Genomic DNA, 13,781 nt, shown 5'->3' with positions numbered 1-13,781 from the left:
GGCTGACCCCGACGGCCCGCGCCGCCCTGGAAGGTGGACTCGTTGCCTCGGCCTGTGCTGGTGCTCGACCTGGACGGCACGGTGTGTCTCGGAGACACACCGGCACTTCTCTACGCCACCCGGGTGGCGGACCTCACCGACGCCCCTGAGGTGCTCCTGGAGACCGCAGCGGCCTTCCTCGGGCAGAGACTGCCGGAGACCGCCCCGAAGACGCTGACAGGCGCTCAGGACGGCTATGAGGCGGTCAAGATCCTGGGCCTGGCGGCCGGGGTCTCCGAGGAGCAGCTCAGCGCTGCGTACGTCGCGAGCCGGGAGGCGATCAGCGAGCAACCGGGTGACATCCGCACTCCCGACGGGCTCATCGACCTGCTCGACGGGATCGACGCGCACCGGGTGATCCTGACCAACTCGCCCGGCGGCAGCGGGCTCGACGCGATCCTGGAGCACCTCGGCGTACGCGACGTGGTCGACGAGGTGTGCACCGACGCGCTCAAGCCGACCCGGATGAAGGGGCACCTGGACGCCTTCCTCGACCACGTCGGTGCCGCCGACACGCCGGAGTGGTTGATGTCGGTCGGCGACATCTGGCGCAATGACCTTGCCCCCGCCGTCGAGCGTGGTTGTGTTGCTGCATACGTTGACGCCTTCGACCGCCGGCAGGGACCGGCCCATGTTCGTGCAGGATCGTTCGTGGACCTGTACCCCGCAGTCTCGGACTGGTCGAGTGACCCGTCATCCTTCATAGCAGCTCACCCCCTCAAGGAGTCTGTCCAATGTTGAGAACCCCCAGGAACCGGTTGCTGGCGGTCGGTGCCGCCGCATCGCTCGCCCTCTCGCTCGCCGCCTGCGGCGGCGGTGAGGACAGCACCGCGCCCGCGGAGGACCCCGAGGAGATCGTGCTGTCGCTGGTGCCCTCCGGTGACGTCGACTCGATCACCGAGAGCGCGAAGGGCCTGGAGTCGTTCCTCAGCGACAAGATCGGGATCCCCGTACGCGCCGAGGTGACCGAGAGCTATGCCGCCGCGATCGTGGCGATGAAGGCCGACCAGGCCCAGGTCGCGATGCTCGGCCCGATCGGGATGGTCCAGGCCGAGGACCAGGCCGGCGCGGTGCCGGTCCTCCAGTCGGTGCGCTTCGGCTCGGGGACCTACCACACCCAGTGGTTCACCAACGACCCCGAGACCTACTGCGCCGACGAGGTCAAGGTGGTCGAGGGCTTCAAGTACTGCAACGGCACCGACGCCGCCAAGACCGGTCCCGCCGGCGAGAAGGCGCTCGCCAAGATCAAGCCCGGCACCTCGATCGCCTTCGTCGACCAGGGTTCCGCCTCTGGCTACTACTACCCGGCCACCCAGTGGGGACAGGTCACCGGCGGCGACGCGCTCGTCGACCTCGACGCGCAGTTCGCCGGCGACCACGACGCCGCGGTCCTGGCCGTGGCGCGCGGTGACTACCCGATCGGGGTGAGCTTCGACGACGCCCGCGAAGAGGTCGCGGCCGACGAGCCGAAGGTCGCCTCCGAGGTCGTGGTCTTCGCCTACTCCACAGAGATCCCCAACGACGGCATCGTCGTCGCCGCCGGCCTCTCCAAGGAGCTGCGTACGAAGGTGACCAACGCGTTCACCGCGATGGCGAAGGACCCCAAGGGGCTCAAGACGCTGGAGGCCGTCTACGAGATCGAGGGTCTGGAGAAGGTCGACACGGCCGCGCTGAAGAAGGCGAAGTCCGTGGAGGAGAACTTCGGCGAATGAGCAGCTCGGATCCCGGGGACCGGACCAGCGGTGGTGGGCACAGCATCGTCTTCGACGACGTCTCGGTGGTCTACCCGAACGGCACCCGCGGCCTGGACAAGGTCTCCCTGACCATCTCGGCGGGGGAGTTCGTCGTGGTCGTCGGGCTCTCCGGGGCCGGCAAGTCGACGCTCGTCCGCACGATCAACGGCCTCGTGCCGGTCACCTCGGGATCGCTGTCGGTGGGCGGGACCGAGGTGGCCACGGCGCGCGGACGCCGACTGCGCCGGCTGCGTGCCGAGATCGGGATGATCTTCCAGGGGTTCAACCTGGTGACCCGCCGCTCGGTGATGGGCAACGTGCTCACCGGGCGGCTGCACGCCCAGTCGTGGGTGCGGTCGGCCCTCGGGCTGCACACCAAGGCCGACAAGGAGATCGCCTTCGAGGCGCTGGAGCGCGTCGGGATCGTCGAGAAGGCGTGGGTACGCGCCTCTCAGCTCTCCGGCGGGCAGCAGCAGCGGGTCGCGATCGCCCGCGCGCTGGCGCAGCAGCCTTCTGTGGTGCTCGCGGACGAACCGGTCGCCTCCCTGGACCCGCCGACGGCCAACCTGGTGATGCGTGACCTGCAACGGATCAACCGCGATCTGGGTATCACCACTGTGGTCAACCTGCACTTCCTCGATCTCGCCCGGCGCTACGCCGACCGGATCATCGGCATGCGCGCGGGTGAGGTGGTCTTCGACGGTCCCGCGGCCGAGGTCGACGATGCCGTCTTCGAGAAGATCTACGGGCGCTCGCTGACCGCCGAGGACGTCTTGACATGAGCGAGCGCAAGCGAGCGACCATAAGCCTCAGGCCGCCGCGTCCGTATTCTCCGCCCTATCGCACGGAGGCGGCGGCATGAGTCAGGCGACCCTCGAGCGCCCGGGCGGCTCGCCGAAGCAGGTACGTCCGGCCCAGCCGCCGCCGAGCCCGCTCCTCATCGGGGGCATCCTCGGTGCCGTCACCGTCACCGTGGTGGCGGGTTGGGCGATCGACTTCTCGCTCGCGCCGGTCATCGAGCAGTGGCCGATGCTGACGATGATCCTCGAGGAGGTCGTGCACCCCGAGTGGGCGGAGATCACCGACCCGTCCTCGCGGCTGTGGACCGCGCTGAAGGAGACCGCGGCCATCGCGATCATCGCGACCTTCGTGGGCTCGCTGATCGCCCTCGGCGTGGCGCTGCTGGGCTCAAAGGTGAGCGCACCTCCCGCGGTCTACCGGGTCACCAAGCCGGTGATGTCGGTGATCCGGTCGCTGCCGGATTTGGCCTACGCGCTGGTCTTCGTCGCCGTCGTCACCGGCCCGCTTCCGGGGATCCTGGCGCTGACCATCTTCAACATCGGCATCGTCGCCAAGCTGACCGCGGAGAGCATCGACGCCGTCGATCCCGGCCCACTGGAGGCGCTCGACGCCGCCGGGGCGACCCGCTGGCAGCGGGCCCGGGTCGCGATCGTGCCTGCCGTGCTGCCCAACTACGCCTCGTACGTCCTCTATGTCTTCGAGCTCAACATCCGCGCCTCCGTGGTGCTGGGGGCGGTCGGGGCCGGCGGGATCGGGCAGCTGATCATGCTCTACTTCAACCGGGCCGACTATGCCCGGCTGGCGGCGGTCGTGATCGTCATCTTCGTGGTGGTCATCGCGATCGACCTGCTCTCCCAGTTCCTGCGCCGGAGGCTGGTATGACCTCGGCGACAGCGACGACGCGGCCGAAGCCGCCGCCGAAGTGGCCCTACACCGCGGTCGGCCTGGTGCTGATCGGCATCGTGCTGGTCGCCGCATGGTCGCTGGACGACGCCAAGTGGGAGCGGCTGCCGCAGTTCCCCGGAGAGATCCTGCAGTACGCCGGGCAGATGCTCGACGGCGTGCTCACCTGGCCCGGAGCGCATCCCGAGGGCCAGGCCGACCCGGAGCTCACCTACGGGGACTGGTGGCTGCAGTCGCTGAAGCTGATGGGGGAGTCGGTGGCGCTCGCCTGGATCGGCACCTGCGTCGGGGCGCTGTTCTCGTTCCCGCTGGCCTTCCTGGCCGCCTCCACCACCGCGCCGATGGTCGTACGCCTCCCGGTGCGGCTCTTCTTCAACGCCATCCGCGCCGTCCCGGAGATCCTGCTCGCGGTGATCGTGATGCTGCCGCTGTTCGGGCTCAACCCGATGGCAGGAGCGATGGCGATCGGCATCCACTCGATCGGTTCGCTTGGAAAGCTGACGCTGGAGAACATCGAGGCGGTCGACCCGCGCCCCGTCGAGGCGGTCACGGCGGCCGGTGCGACGTGGTGGCAGCGGATCCGCACGGCGGTCATCCCGCAGATGATGCCGGAGACCGTGGCGTTCTGGCTCTACCGCTTCGAGGTGAACATCAGGGCAAGCGCGATCCTCGGCGTCGTGAGCGCTGGTGGAATTGGTGCGTTATTAAACCGTGTCCTTCGGGGCCGTGAGTGGGAGTGGGGTGGAATCATGCTAGCTGTGATCATCATCGTGACGATCCTGGTCGACCAGCTGTCAGCAACGCTGCGTCACCGGATCCTGCACGGCGCCGAAGCCACTGCGGTGGCGGCATGACGAGTGCGCCGGTTCTCCCAGCCATCAGGGCCGCAATGCCGCGGCTCAACCCTTCCGAGCGCGCGGTCGCCGAGGTCGTGCTGACCCGTTCGGAGTGGGCCATCGAGGCGACCACCGCCGAGATCGCCGCCGAGGCTTCCGTCTCGACCGCGACCGTGGTCAGAGCCGCGCAGAGACTCGGGTTCCGCGGTTTCCCGCACCTCAAGGTGCTGCTGGCGCGCGACCTGGGCACGGCCAAGACCGAGACGACCGAGGGAGGCAGCCCGCTGACGGTGGTGCGCTCCTTCTTCGCCGACATCGCCGACTCCGCCTCCGACATGGTCGGGCTCCTCTCCGAGGAGCAGGTTACCCGGGCCGTTGAGCTGCTCGCCGAGGCCCGCTCGATCCTGGTCGCCGGCACCGGTGTCTCCTCGCCGGTCGCCCAGGACATCGCGATGAGACTGGGCTCCCAAGGCCTGAGCACCGTCGCGCCCAGCGACCACCTCGACCAGCTCATCCGCGCCCGTCTGCTCCAGCCGGGTGACGTCTGCGTCGTCGTCAGCGGCACCGGCGCCACCGCGCCCACCATCCAGGTCGCCCAGGCGGCCGTCGCCGGGGGAGCGGCCGTCATCGCGCTGACCTCCTTCACCGGCACCCAGCTGACCAAGCTCGCCGAGGTCGAGCTGGTCACCCCGCAGGGCGGTCGCGCCGGGTTCCGCCAGGAGCTCGACTCGATCATCCGGATCCCGCAGCTCATCCTCGGCAACGCGCTCGTGGCCGCCGTGGCGGCCCGCGACCCGGAGGCCGCCGCCAACGTACGCGCCCGGGTGCTCGAGGTCGTCGGCGGCGAGCTCGACCCCCAGGGCTGATCGCCTAGAGGTACGCCGCGAGCAGCTCCGCCTCGGCGCGGAGCTGCTCCGCCTTCTCGCCCGCGCCGTGGGACTCCAGGTCCGTCGCGGCGCTCAGCCGCTCGGTCTGCTCTTCGGTGATGATGCCTCGTACATCGTCGTCGGTCAGGTCGCGTCTCGCGGCCTCGGTGGCGCCCACGCCGCTCGCGGCGCCGGCGATCGGTCCGTCGCCCAAGAGGGCCGCCTCCGCCACCGGGAGCGCCTCGGCGTTGGCGATGGCCGACAGCGTCGATCGGAGCACGGCTGTGGCCGTGGTGTCGCGGGCCTTGCGGGCGGTGAGGAGGTCGGCTCGGAGTCGAGCCTGGAGGCCGGTCATGTGCTGGACCCTAGGGTCCGCGTGCGGTCGCGGGCAACCGGGTTTCGGCCGCTAGAACGCCCAGAAACGCACGTGGCGCCGTCCCCCGGAGGGAACGGCGCCACGCGGCGTACGAGCGTCAGCGTCAGTGGCTGAGCGGCTCCTCGATCGCCGAGTGACGGTGATCGTCGAAGTCGTGACCGTCGACCTGGTGACCCTCGTGGGCAGCCAGCTCGTGGGCCTCGTGCTCGGCGTGGTGGTGCGCCTCGCTGAGCTCCTCGGGAGTCGGTTTGTCCACGTCGTGGTCGTAGTAGAAGGCCCGGAGCTTCGCGCGGAACGACGGCTTGCCATTCTTCTTCAGCTCCGGCTCCTCGCCGGCCCGGCCGCGGTCGCGGACGGTCATGGCGTAGGCCTCGGCCTCGGGAAGCGGGAGGTGCTTCTCGTGGTAGGCGCCCTCCGGCGTACGGATGACCGTGCCGGTCTCATAGCCGTGCAGCAGCTTCTCGTTGTCGTGACGCTGCAGCGAGATGCACCAACGACGCGTGATGATGAACGCCGCGATCGGACCCAGGAACACGAACGCCCGCAGGAAGTAGGTGATCTGGTTGATCGAGAGGTCGAACTTGATCGCGATGATGTCGTTGCCGCCCGCGGCCCAGAAGCCCGCGTAGAACGTCATCAGCGCGACGAACGTGGCGGTGCGGGTCGGAGCGTTGCGCGGGCGCTGGAGCAGGTGGTGCTCGCGCTTGTCGCCGGTGATCCAGGCCTCGATGAACGGGAGCATCAGCACGACCATCCAGGCCGCCATCGGCAGCACGATGACCGGGAAGAAGATGTTCCACGACCAGGTCGAGCCCCAGAAGTGCGACTCCCAGCCAGGCATGATCCGCAGCGCGCCGTCGGGCCAGCCCATGTACCAGTCAGGCTGCGAGCCGGCGGTGACCTTGGTCGGGTCGTAGGGGCCGAACTTCCACACCGGGTTGAGCGAGAAGAAGGCGCCGAGCAGAGCCGTCACACCGAAGGTGATGAAGAAGAAGCCGGTCATCTTGGAGATGTAGTTCGGCACCATCGGGTAGCCGACGACGTTCTTCTCGGTGCGTCCGGGTCCAGGCCACTGGGTGTGCTTGTGGTAGATCAGCAGGATCAGGTGGGCACCGATCAGCGCCAGCAGGATCGCTGGGATCAGCAGCACGTGGATCGTGAACAGGCGTGGAATGATGTCGTCGCCTGGGAACTCGCCTCCGAACAGGAAGAACGAGAGGTACGTCCCCACGATGGGGATCGCCATCATGAACCCGTCCGCGGCCCGGATGCCGGTGCCGGAGAGCAGGTCGTCGGGGAGCGAGTAGCCGGTGAAGCCCTCGAGCGTGCCGAGGAGCAGCAGCGTCGCGCCGATGACCCAGTTGATCTCACGCGGCTTGCGGTGCGCGCCGGTGAAGAACACGCGCATCATGTGGATCATCATCGAGGCGATGAACAGCATCGCCGCCCAGTGGTGGACCTGGCGCAGCAGCAGGCCGCCGCGTACGTCGAAAGAGATGTCCAGCGTCGAGGCCATCGCCTCGGACATGTCGATGCCGCGCAGCGGCGCGTAGGAGCCCTGGTAGGTGATCTCGGCCATCGACGGCTTGAACCACAGGGTCAGGAAGGTGCCGGTGACCAGCAGGACCACGAAGCTCCACAGCGCGATCTCACCCAGCATGAACGACCAGTGGTCGGGGAAGATCTTGCGGGAGAGGAACTTGCTCAGCCCGCCGATGCCGAGGCGCTCGTCGGCCCAGTTCGCGGCCGCACCTGCCTTGGTCGGCTTGCCCGCCGGGGCAGCGGCTTCGGTGCCGTTGCTGGCGGCAACCTTGGACGTGTCGGTGCTCACTGGCCGCCCTCCTTGTAGCCGTACTGCTCAGCATCGGCGGCGTGGTCCTTGGACCAGTCGTCGAAGATCTCGTCGATGTCGTAGGTGTTGCGCTCCCAGAAGCTGACGCCCACAGGCTCAGGGTAGTCCGAGAGGGCAACGAGGAAGCCGTCCGCGTCGACGCCCAGGGGCAGCTGCGGCAGGTGGCGGCCGGCCGGACCGAAGATGACCTTGCCGTGGTCGGCGAGGTCGAAGGTCGACTGGTGGCACGGGCACAGCAGGTGGTGCGTGGTGCGCTCGTTCAGCGAGATCGGGCAACCGACGTGGGTGCAGATCTTGGAGTAGGCCACGATGCCGTTGACCGACCAGTTGCGGGTCACGTCGCTGTCGATGTCGTTGGGGTCCATCCGCAGCAGGATGGTGGCCGCCTTCGACTTGGCGATCTGCAGCGGCGCGCCGTGCAGGCTGCCGTCGAAGATCGTCGCCGGCTCGGCGTTGACCAGGTCACCGATCTCCAGGTCGCCCGGGCGGATCGGGGTGCCGACCACGTCGCGTACGACCCGCACGCCGGCATCCCAGACGGTGTGCTCGAGGCCGGCGCCCGGGTAGGGCTGCTCCTCGGTGATCTGGGCGTTGGTCTGACCCAGGTCCCTGAGGATGACGACCGCGGGCAGACCGAGCAGGGCGGCCGAGCCGATCATCGCGTTGCGGATGAAGGGACGGCGAGCCATGCCGGACTCGTGGAGCGCGGCCTTCAGCTCGGCGACGGCGGCCTCGCGGGTGGCGGGGGAGGAGGAGGCCGGGTGGCGGTCCTCGGAGTGCTCGATGTCGACGACGAGCTTGCGGGCCCACTGGATGACGCCGATGCCGAGGAAGAGGAGGGCGAAGCCGAGGCTCGATCCCAGCGCCAGGTTGGAGGCGCCGAAGCCGGCCCAGACGTCACCGTCGTAGCCGGGCTCGATGGCGAAGTACGCAACGACGAACAGCACCGAGCAGATCGCGGAGAGACCGAAGAACGCGCTCACCTGGCGCTCGGCGCGCTTCTCCGCCTTGGGGTCGACGTCGGTGGGACGCCAGTGATGCTCGTGCATGCCCGGGTCGGGCAGCAGCGCGTCGGTGTGCGCGTTGAGCTCGGGGTGCGAGTCGTCGTGCTTCTCGATCTCGCTGAGGTCGCTGCTCACTTGGCAGATCCCTTCTTGGTCTGGTTGGTGCGCGTGGTGTGCGCGGCGATCCAGAAGGCGAATGCCACCAGGACGCCGAGCCCGACCACCCAGGCGACGATGCCCTCGGTCACCGGACCGAGCGCGCCGTTGTTGAAGCCGCCGTAGTCAGGCTGCTCCTTCATCGACTCGACGTAGGCGATGACCGCCTTCTTCTCCTCCGGGCTGATGTTGCCGTCGGAGAAGGTGTCCATGGACTGCGGACCGGTCAGCATCGCCTGGTAGATGTGCCTCGGGTCGGTGTTGAGGATGCTCGGAGCCTCGCCGCCGCGCGGCATCGCGCCGCCGGCGCCGGTGAAGTTGTGGCAGGCGGTGCAGTTGGTCAGGAAGATCTGGCCACCGAGGGCGACCGCCTCCTCCCTCTCCTCTTCGGACGCGAAGGTCTCCGGGTCGTACTGCTCCCGGTCCGGGACGGCCGGGCCGGGGCCGAGGCTGGCGACGTACGCGGCCAAGGCGTCGATCTCGTCCTGGTTGAAGCTGGGGTCCTTGACCTCGACCTGGGCGCCAGGCTGGGCCATCGGCATCCGGCCGGTGCCGACCTGGAAGTCGACGGAGGCGGCACCGACACCGATCAGGGAGGGGCCGTAGAGCTTCCCGTTCTGGGTGGTGATGCCCTCGCCGTTGGAGCCGTGGCAGGTGGAGCAGTTGATCATGAAGAGCTCTTTGCCCTCGGCGACGAGAGCAGCGTTGTCCTTCTCCTGCTCGGCCTGGGAGGCCGGGGCGAGCGCGGCGTACGCGCCGCCGGTGCTCAACAGGGCGACCAGGAGCACGGCGGCACCGGCCAACGGGCGGCGACGGTGCCGCGACAGTCGACCGACGGAGCGGTTCAGTAGACGCACATTCAGTCCTTGGTCACTTGAGGAGGTAGATGGTCGCGAACAGGCCGATCCACACCACGTCGACGAAGTGCCAGTAGTAGGACACGACGATCGCGGAGACGGCCTGCTCGTGGGTGAAGCGCTTGGCGACGTACGTCCGGCCGAGCACGAAGAGGAAGGCGATCAGGCCGCCGGTGACGTGCAGACCGTGGAAGCCCGTCGTCAGGTAGAAGACCGAGCCGTAGGGGTCGTCGGGACCGGTGAAGCCGCTGTTGAGGGCGATGCCCTCCTGCACCAGGGCTGCGTACTCAGTCGCCTGACCGGCGATGAAGACCGCGCCCATGAGGTAGGTGAGGATGAACCACTCACGCAGGCCCCAGAGACGGACCGCGAACAGGGAGCCCTTGCGTCCGACCTGACCACGCTCGGCGGCGAAGACGCCGAACTGGCAGGTGAACGACGACAGCACGAGGATGGTCGTGTTGACCGCCGCGAACGGGATGTTGAGCACCTCGGTGTTGGCTTCCCACACCTCGGGGCTGACCGCGCGGATCGTGAAGTAGGCCGCGAACAGCGCCGCGAAGAACATCAGCTCGCTGGAGAGCCAGATGATCGTCCCCACGCTGACCATGCTCGGACGGTCGTGATGCCCGTGCAGGCGGGCTGTTGGAAGAGTCGATACTGTCGCCACGCCCGCCATTATGTCCTGCCCCCTTTCCAGAGTCTTCTTGGGACCCTGTGTGTCGTGTTTCAAGGTGCTGCTACACCCTTAGACACCGCTCAGGTTCGGTGTGTGACATGTGGCCGCAGGGCATGGTGTTGGCGCTAGCATCAGGGTGTGACCGACACCACCTCGAATTCACTGAAGATCCTCGTCTACAGCGACGACGTCGACGTACGCAAGCAGGTGATCCTCGCTCTGGGGCGCCGCCCGCACCCGTCTCTGCCGGAGGTGGAGTACGTCGAGGTGGCCACCGAGCCGGCCGTGCGTGCGCAGCTCGACGCCGGTGGCCTGGCGCTGGCCGTGCTCGACGGAGAGGCCGCGCCGGCCGGCGGGCTGGGGATCGCGAAGGCGGTCAAGGACGAGGTGAAGGACGCTCCGCCCATCGTGGTCCTCATCGGTCGTCCTCAGGACGCGTGGCTCGGCACCTGGTCGCGTGCGGAAGCCACCGTGCCGCACCCGCTCGACCCGTTCGAGCTGGCCCGGACGGTCGTGGGACTGCTGCGGCCCGTTAACGTTGGCGCATGACGTCCGCGCCCCACTCCTGGCCCGAGGTCCTCACCACGCTGGTCGCGAGACAGTCCCTGTCCGCGCACCAGGCGGCGTGGGCGATGGGGGAGATCCTCTCGGGAGAGGCGACGCCCGCGCAGATCGCCGCCTTCGCGGTGGCGCTGCGTGCCAAGGGCGAGACCGTGGACGAGCTCGCCGGGGTCGCCGACGGGATGCTGGCCAAGGCCAACCCGATCTTCGTGCCCGGGCGCGTGCTCGACATCGTCGGCACCGGTGGTGATCGGTCCTTCTCGGTCAACATCTCCACGATGTCGGCGATCGTCGCGGCCGGCGCCGGGGCCAAGATCGTCAAGCACGGCAACCGGTCCGCCTCCTCCAAGTCGGGATCGGCCGACGTGCTCGAGGCGCTCGGCATCCGGCTCGACCTCGACGTCTCCCGGGTAGGAGAGGTGGCCGAGGAGGCCGGGATCACCTTCCTGTTCGCCGCGGCCTTCCACCCGGCGTTCCGGCACACCGCTGTGGCCCGTCGGGAGATCGGCATCGCCACCGTCTTCAACCTGCTCGGCCCGCTGACCAACCCGGCTCGCCCCGCGTCCTCCGCGATCGGCTGTGCCGACGCCTCCGCCGCGCCGATCATGGCCGGCGTCTTCGCCCGCCGTGGCGTCGACGCCTGGGTCTTCCGCGGCGACGACGGCCTCGACGAGCTCACCACCACCACGACCTCACACGTGTGGATGGTCTCTCAGGGTGTCGTGACCGAGGCGACCGTCGAGCCCCTCGACCACGGCATCGGCCGCTCCACCGCCGAGGACCTGCGCGGCGACGACGCCGCCTACAACGCCGCCGTCGTCCGCCGTCTGCTCGCCGGGGAGAAGGGCGCCGTACGCGACGCCGTCGTGCTCAACGCCGGTGCCGCCCTCGCCGTCCACGACGCCGGGTCCGGCAGTGTCGACGAGCGTCTCGCGGGCGGCATCGCTCGCGCCGCCGACGCGATCGACTCCGGGGCTGCTCAGGCTGTGCTCGACCGGTGGGTTGCCGCTACCGCTCGCTGACCCCGCTCTGCGCGATCTAGATGATTATGCGCCGAGTCGGCTACACACGACGGGCTCAGTCGAGCCCGATGGAGAAGGCGGCTTCCAGGTCGACCTGGGAGTAGGTGCGGAAGGCGATGTGGGTCTCGGTCTCGAGCACTCCGGGGACCTTGTTGACCTTGTCGGCGACGACGTTGGCCACATCCTCGTGGGCACGGACGCGCACCAGGGCGATCAGGTCGATCTGGCCGGTGACGGAGTAGACCTCGCTGACGCCGTCGATGGCGGCGACGGCCTCGGCCACCTCGGGGATCTGGGAGACCTCGGCATTGATGAAGACGATCGCTGTGATCACGCAGGTCACGTTAGCCGATCCTCCTAGAGCGCCGCTGCCCGCCGGCCCGCACCGCCGATCGGACAGGTCCACTCGCCCTCGACGTGGGCGAGGCGTACCCCTGGGGACTCCAGCCAGCGCAGCACCAGCTCGGTCTCCTCGGCGCTCGCGGCCGGCACCGGACCGGGGGCTGGCAGGACCGTCTCGGCGCTGAGCTGGAGGTCGGCGACGTAGGCGTGGGCGTTGGCCTCACGCGGGATCACCCCGGCCCCGGCGAGGCGCCCGTGACGGACCACGTGGACCGCCCAGCGGCCGTCGTCCTCACGCCGGATCGCGGTGAGGTCCGGCAGCCGGGTGAGGCCGGTGAGCCGTTGGGTGCGCGCGGCGGCGCGCAGGTAGGAGGTCAGCCGGTCGCGGTGGACGGCCGCCTCCTCGAACCGCTCCTGCTCGGCCAGGCCGGTGAGCCGCTCGGTGACCGTCTCGACCACCTCGTCGGGCCGGTGGAGCAGCGACTCGCGGACCCGAGACACCAGCGCCGCGTAGGTCTCGGACGGGACGCTCTGGTCGCACGGGCTCAGGCAGCGATGGAGCTCGGCGAGGACGCACGGGGTCTTGCGCGGCAGCAGCGGGAGCCGGTCGGCGCACTGCCGGATCGGGAAGGTGTCGTGCAGCGCCTGGAGCGCCTTCTCGGCGACCTTCCTGGAGCCGAACGGGCCGAGGTAGTCCGCGTCGTCGTCGAGCACCTGCTTGACCAGCGACAGCCTGGGCCACGGCTCCTGGGTGAGCTTGACGAAGTGCATCTTCTCCGGGCGTCGCGAGCGGCGGTTGTAGGGCGGCTTGTGCTCGGCGATGAGGCGCAGCTCGCGCACGCCGGCCTCCAGCGCCGTCGCGCACTCGATGCCCTGCACGGTCGCGGCCAGGCCGACCATCTCGCCCATCCGGGAGCGCGTCTCGGAGGCGGTGAAATAGGTGCGTACGCGGGTGCGGAGGTCCTTGGAGGTGCCGATGTAGAGCGCCCGGCCCTTGTCGTCCTTGAACAGATAGACGCCGGGGGCGTGCGGCAGGTCCTCGGCCAGATGACGCTTCTTGCGCTGGGCGGTGGTGACCTTGGCGGAGAAGACGGCCAGGTCCTCGAGAGTCTGCACGCCGATGTTGCCGAGGCGCTCCATCATGCCGTGGAGGACGTCGACCGTCGCGCGGGCGTCGGAGAGGGCGCGGTGGTTGGGGGTCGTGGGGGAGCCGAAGACCCGGGCCAGGGAGCCGAGCTTGTGGTTGGGCGCCTCGTCGCGGGTGACCACCCGGCGGGCGATCTTCACCGTGTCGAGCACCTCGAAACGCGGCCAGGGCCGCTCCTGCTTGGCGGCGAAGTGCTTGAGGAAGCCCACGTCGAATGGGGCGTTGTGGGCGACCAGCACACAGCCCTCCGCGAACTCGAGGAACGCCGGGAGCACCGACTCGATGGTGGGGGAGGAGGCGACCATCGAGTTGGTGATCCCGGTCAGCACGGCGATCGAGGGGGGAATGCCGGTGTGGGGGTTGACGAGGGTCTGGAACTCGCCCAGCACCTCGCCGCCGCGCACCTTCACCGCGCCGATCTCGGTGATCATGCCGCCGTTGTCGGGGCTGTTGCCGGTGGTCTCCAGGTCGACCACGCAGAAGGTCAGGTCGCGCAGCGGCCTGCCGAGCTCGTCGAAGCCCCGCTGGGCCTCCCAGCCTCCGGTGGCCTGCTCGCGCTGGCGGCGAGCGACGGCCCGGGCGCGCATCTCCTTGCGTGCCTCTCTCA

General features: G+C 69.1%; 15 protein-coding genes. 8 read left to right on the top strand and 7 right to left on the bottom strand.

Going from position 1 to position 13,781, the window contains the following annotated elements; all coding sequences use genetic code 11:
• The first annotated feature begins 42 nt into the window (after positions 1-42).
• The 6 genes from OH802_RS24260 (at position 43) to OH802_RS24235 (ending at position 5,178) form a co-directional block, all read left to right on the top strand.
• On the top strand, positions 43-780 hold the full coding sequence (locus OH802_RS24260; protein WP_406022887.1) for an HAD family hydrolase: 738 nt from the start codon (positions 43-45) through the stop codon (positions 778-780).
• Positions 774-1,751, top strand: a complete 978-nt coding sequence (phnD, locus tag OH802_RS24255; protein ID WP_406022886.1) for a phosphate/phosphite/phosphonate ABC transporter substrate-binding protein — start codon at positions 774-776, stop codon at positions 1,749-1,751. Before OH802_RS24260 ends, phnD begins: the two co-directional genes overlap by 7 nt.
• Positions 1,748-2,554: a phosphonate ABC transporter ATP-binding protein gene (phnC, locus tag OH802_RS24250; RefSeq protein ID WP_406022884.1), complete on the top strand. Its 807-nt coding sequence runs from the start codon at positions 1,748-1,750 to the stop codon at positions 2,552-2,554. Before phnD ends, phnC begins: the two co-directional genes overlap by 4 nt.
• Before the next feature lie 76 nt (positions 2,555-2,630).
• The gene (gene phnE, locus OH802_RS24245) at positions 2,631-3,455 is read left to right on the top strand and encodes a phosphonate ABC transporter, permease protein PhnE (protein WP_406022882.1); all 825 of its coding nucleotides are present in this window, start codon (positions 2,631-2,633) and stop codon (positions 3,453-3,455) included.
• Complete coding sequence (gene phnE, locus OH802_RS24240; protein WP_406022880.1) at positions 3,452-4,330, top strand: phosphonate ABC transporter, permease protein PhnE; 879 nt, start codon at positions 3,452-3,454, stop codon at positions 4,328-4,330. The genes phnE (OH802_RS24245) and phnE (OH802_RS24240) overlap by 4 nt, the downstream gene beginning before the upstream one ends.
• Positions 4,331-4,365: 35 nt before the next feature.
• The gene (locus OH802_RS24235) at positions 4,366-5,178 is read left to right on the top strand and encodes a MurR/RpiR family transcriptional regulator (RefSeq protein WP_406022879.1); all 813 of its coding nucleotides are present in this window, start codon (positions 4,366-4,368) and stop codon (positions 5,176-5,178) included.
• Positions 5,179-5,182: 4 nt separating this feature from the next.
• Here the strand turns inward: OH802_RS24235 and OH802_RS24230 are convergent, their stop codons facing one another.
• The 5 genes from OH802_RS24230 to OH802_RS24210 all read right to left on the bottom strand — a co-directional run bounded on the left by OH802_RS24230 (position 5,183) and on the right by OH802_RS24210 (position 10,024).
• The gene (locus OH802_RS24230; RefSeq protein WP_406022877.1) at positions 5,183-5,533 is read right to left on the bottom strand and encodes a hypothetical protein; all 351 of its coding nucleotides are present in this window, start codon (positions 5,531-5,533) and stop codon (positions 5,183-5,185) included.
• A gap of 124 nt (positions 5,534-5,657) precedes the next feature.
• Positions 5,658-7,385, bottom strand: a complete 1,728-nt coding sequence (locus tag OH802_RS24225; RefSeq protein WP_406022875.1) for a cytochrome bc complex cytochrome b subunit — start codon at positions 7,383-7,385, stop codon at positions 5,658-5,660.
• The gene (locus OH802_RS24220; RefSeq protein WP_406022873.1) at positions 7,382-8,545 is read right to left on the bottom strand and encodes a Rieske 2Fe-2S domain-containing protein; all 1,164 of its coding nucleotides are present in this window, start codon (positions 8,543-8,545) and stop codon (positions 7,382-7,384) included. Before OH802_RS24220 ends, OH802_RS24225 begins: the two co-directional genes overlap by 4 nt.
• Positions 8,542-9,423, bottom strand: coding sequence for a c-type cytochrome (locus OH802_RS24215; protein ID WP_406022871.1), 882 nt, complete (start codon positions 9,421-9,423; stop codon positions 8,542-8,544). Before OH802_RS24215 ends, OH802_RS24220 begins: the two co-directional genes overlap by 4 nt.
• A 13-nt stretch (positions 9,424-9,436) precedes the next feature.
• Entirely contained in the window at positions 9,437-10,024 is a 588-nt protein-coding gene (locus OH802_RS24210) for a heme-copper oxidase subunit III (RefSeq protein WP_406022869.1), read from the bottom strand.
• A 216-nt stretch (positions 10,025-10,240) separates the two neighbouring features.
• Between OH802_RS24210 and OH802_RS24205 the strand changes: the two genes are divergently transcribed.
• Both OH802_RS24205 and trpD read left to right on the top strand, forming a co-directional pair.
• Positions 10,241-10,651: a hypothetical protein gene (locus tag OH802_RS24205; protein WP_141803871.1), complete on the top strand. Its 411-nt coding sequence runs from the start codon at positions 10,241-10,243 to the stop codon at positions 10,649-10,651.
• A complete protein-coding gene (gene trpD / locus OH802_RS24200; RefSeq protein WP_406022867.1) occupies positions 10,648-11,685 on the top strand; it encodes an anthranilate phosphoribosyltransferase in 1,038 nt (345 codons plus the stop codon). The genes OH802_RS24205 and trpD overlap by 4 nt, the downstream gene beginning before the upstream one ends.
• Before the next feature lie 55 nt (positions 11,686-11,740).
• On the opposite strand, the gene OH802_RS24195 is transcribed toward trpD, so the two are convergent.
• Together OH802_RS24195 and OH802_RS24190 are read right to left on the bottom strand one after the other, a co-directional pair.
• Positions 11,741-12,019: an Lrp/AsnC ligand binding domain-containing protein gene (locus tag OH802_RS24195; RefSeq protein ID WP_141803873.1), complete on the bottom strand. Its 279-nt coding sequence runs from the start codon at positions 12,017-12,019 to the stop codon at positions 11,741-11,743.
• A 23-nt stretch (positions 12,020-12,042) separates the two neighbouring features.
• Positions 12,043-13,761 carry a DEDD exonuclease domain-containing protein gene (locus tag OH802_RS24190; protein WP_406029397.1) on the bottom strand — a complete coding sequence of 573 codons (1,719 nt, stop codon included), beginning with the start codon at positions 13,759-13,761 and terminating at the stop codon, positions 12,043-12,045.
• Positions 13,762-13,781 lie beyond the last annotated feature (20 nt).

Source organism: Nocardioides sp. NBC_00850 (genome assembly GCF_045207335.1).
Classification (GTDB): Bacteria; Actinomycetota; Actinomycetes; order Propionibacteriales; family Nocardioidaceae; genus Nocardioides.
This window is presented reverse-complemented; position numbering and strand designations above follow the sequence as displayed.

Excerpts from the sequence above, each read along its gene's own strand:
- phnD (WP_406022886.1), top strand. The coding sequence starts at position 774 with ATGTTGAGAACCCCCAGGAACCGGTTGCTGGCGGTCGGTGCCGCCGCA.
- phnC (WP_406022884.1), top strand. The coding sequence starts at position 1,748 with ATGAGCAGCTCGGATCCCGGGGACCGGACCAGCGGTGGTGGGCACAGC.
- phnE (WP_406022882.1), top strand. The coding sequence starts at position 2,631 with ATGAGTCAGGCGACCCTCGAGCGCCCGGGCGGCTCGCCGAAGCAGGTA.
- phnE (WP_406022880.1), top strand. The coding sequence starts at position 3,452 with ATGACCTCGGCGACAGCGACGACGCGGCCGAAGCCGCCGCCGAAGTGG.
- OH802_RS24235 (WP_406022879.1), top strand. The coding sequence starts at position 4,366 with ATGCCGCGGCTCAACCCTTCCGAGCGCGCGGTCGCCGAGGTCGTGCTG.
- OH802_RS24230 (WP_406022877.1), bottom strand. The coding sequence starts at position 5,533 with ATGACCGGCCTCCAGGCTCGACTCCGAGCCGACCTCCTCACCGCCCGC.
- trpD (WP_406022867.1), top strand. The coding sequence starts at position 10,648 with ATGACGTCCGCGCCCCACTCCTGGCCCGAGGTCCTCACCACGCTGGTC.
- OH802_RS24190 (WP_406029397.1), bottom strand. The coding sequence starts at position 13,761 with ATGCGCGCCCGGGCCGTCGCTCGCCGCCAGCGCGAGCAGGCCACCGGA.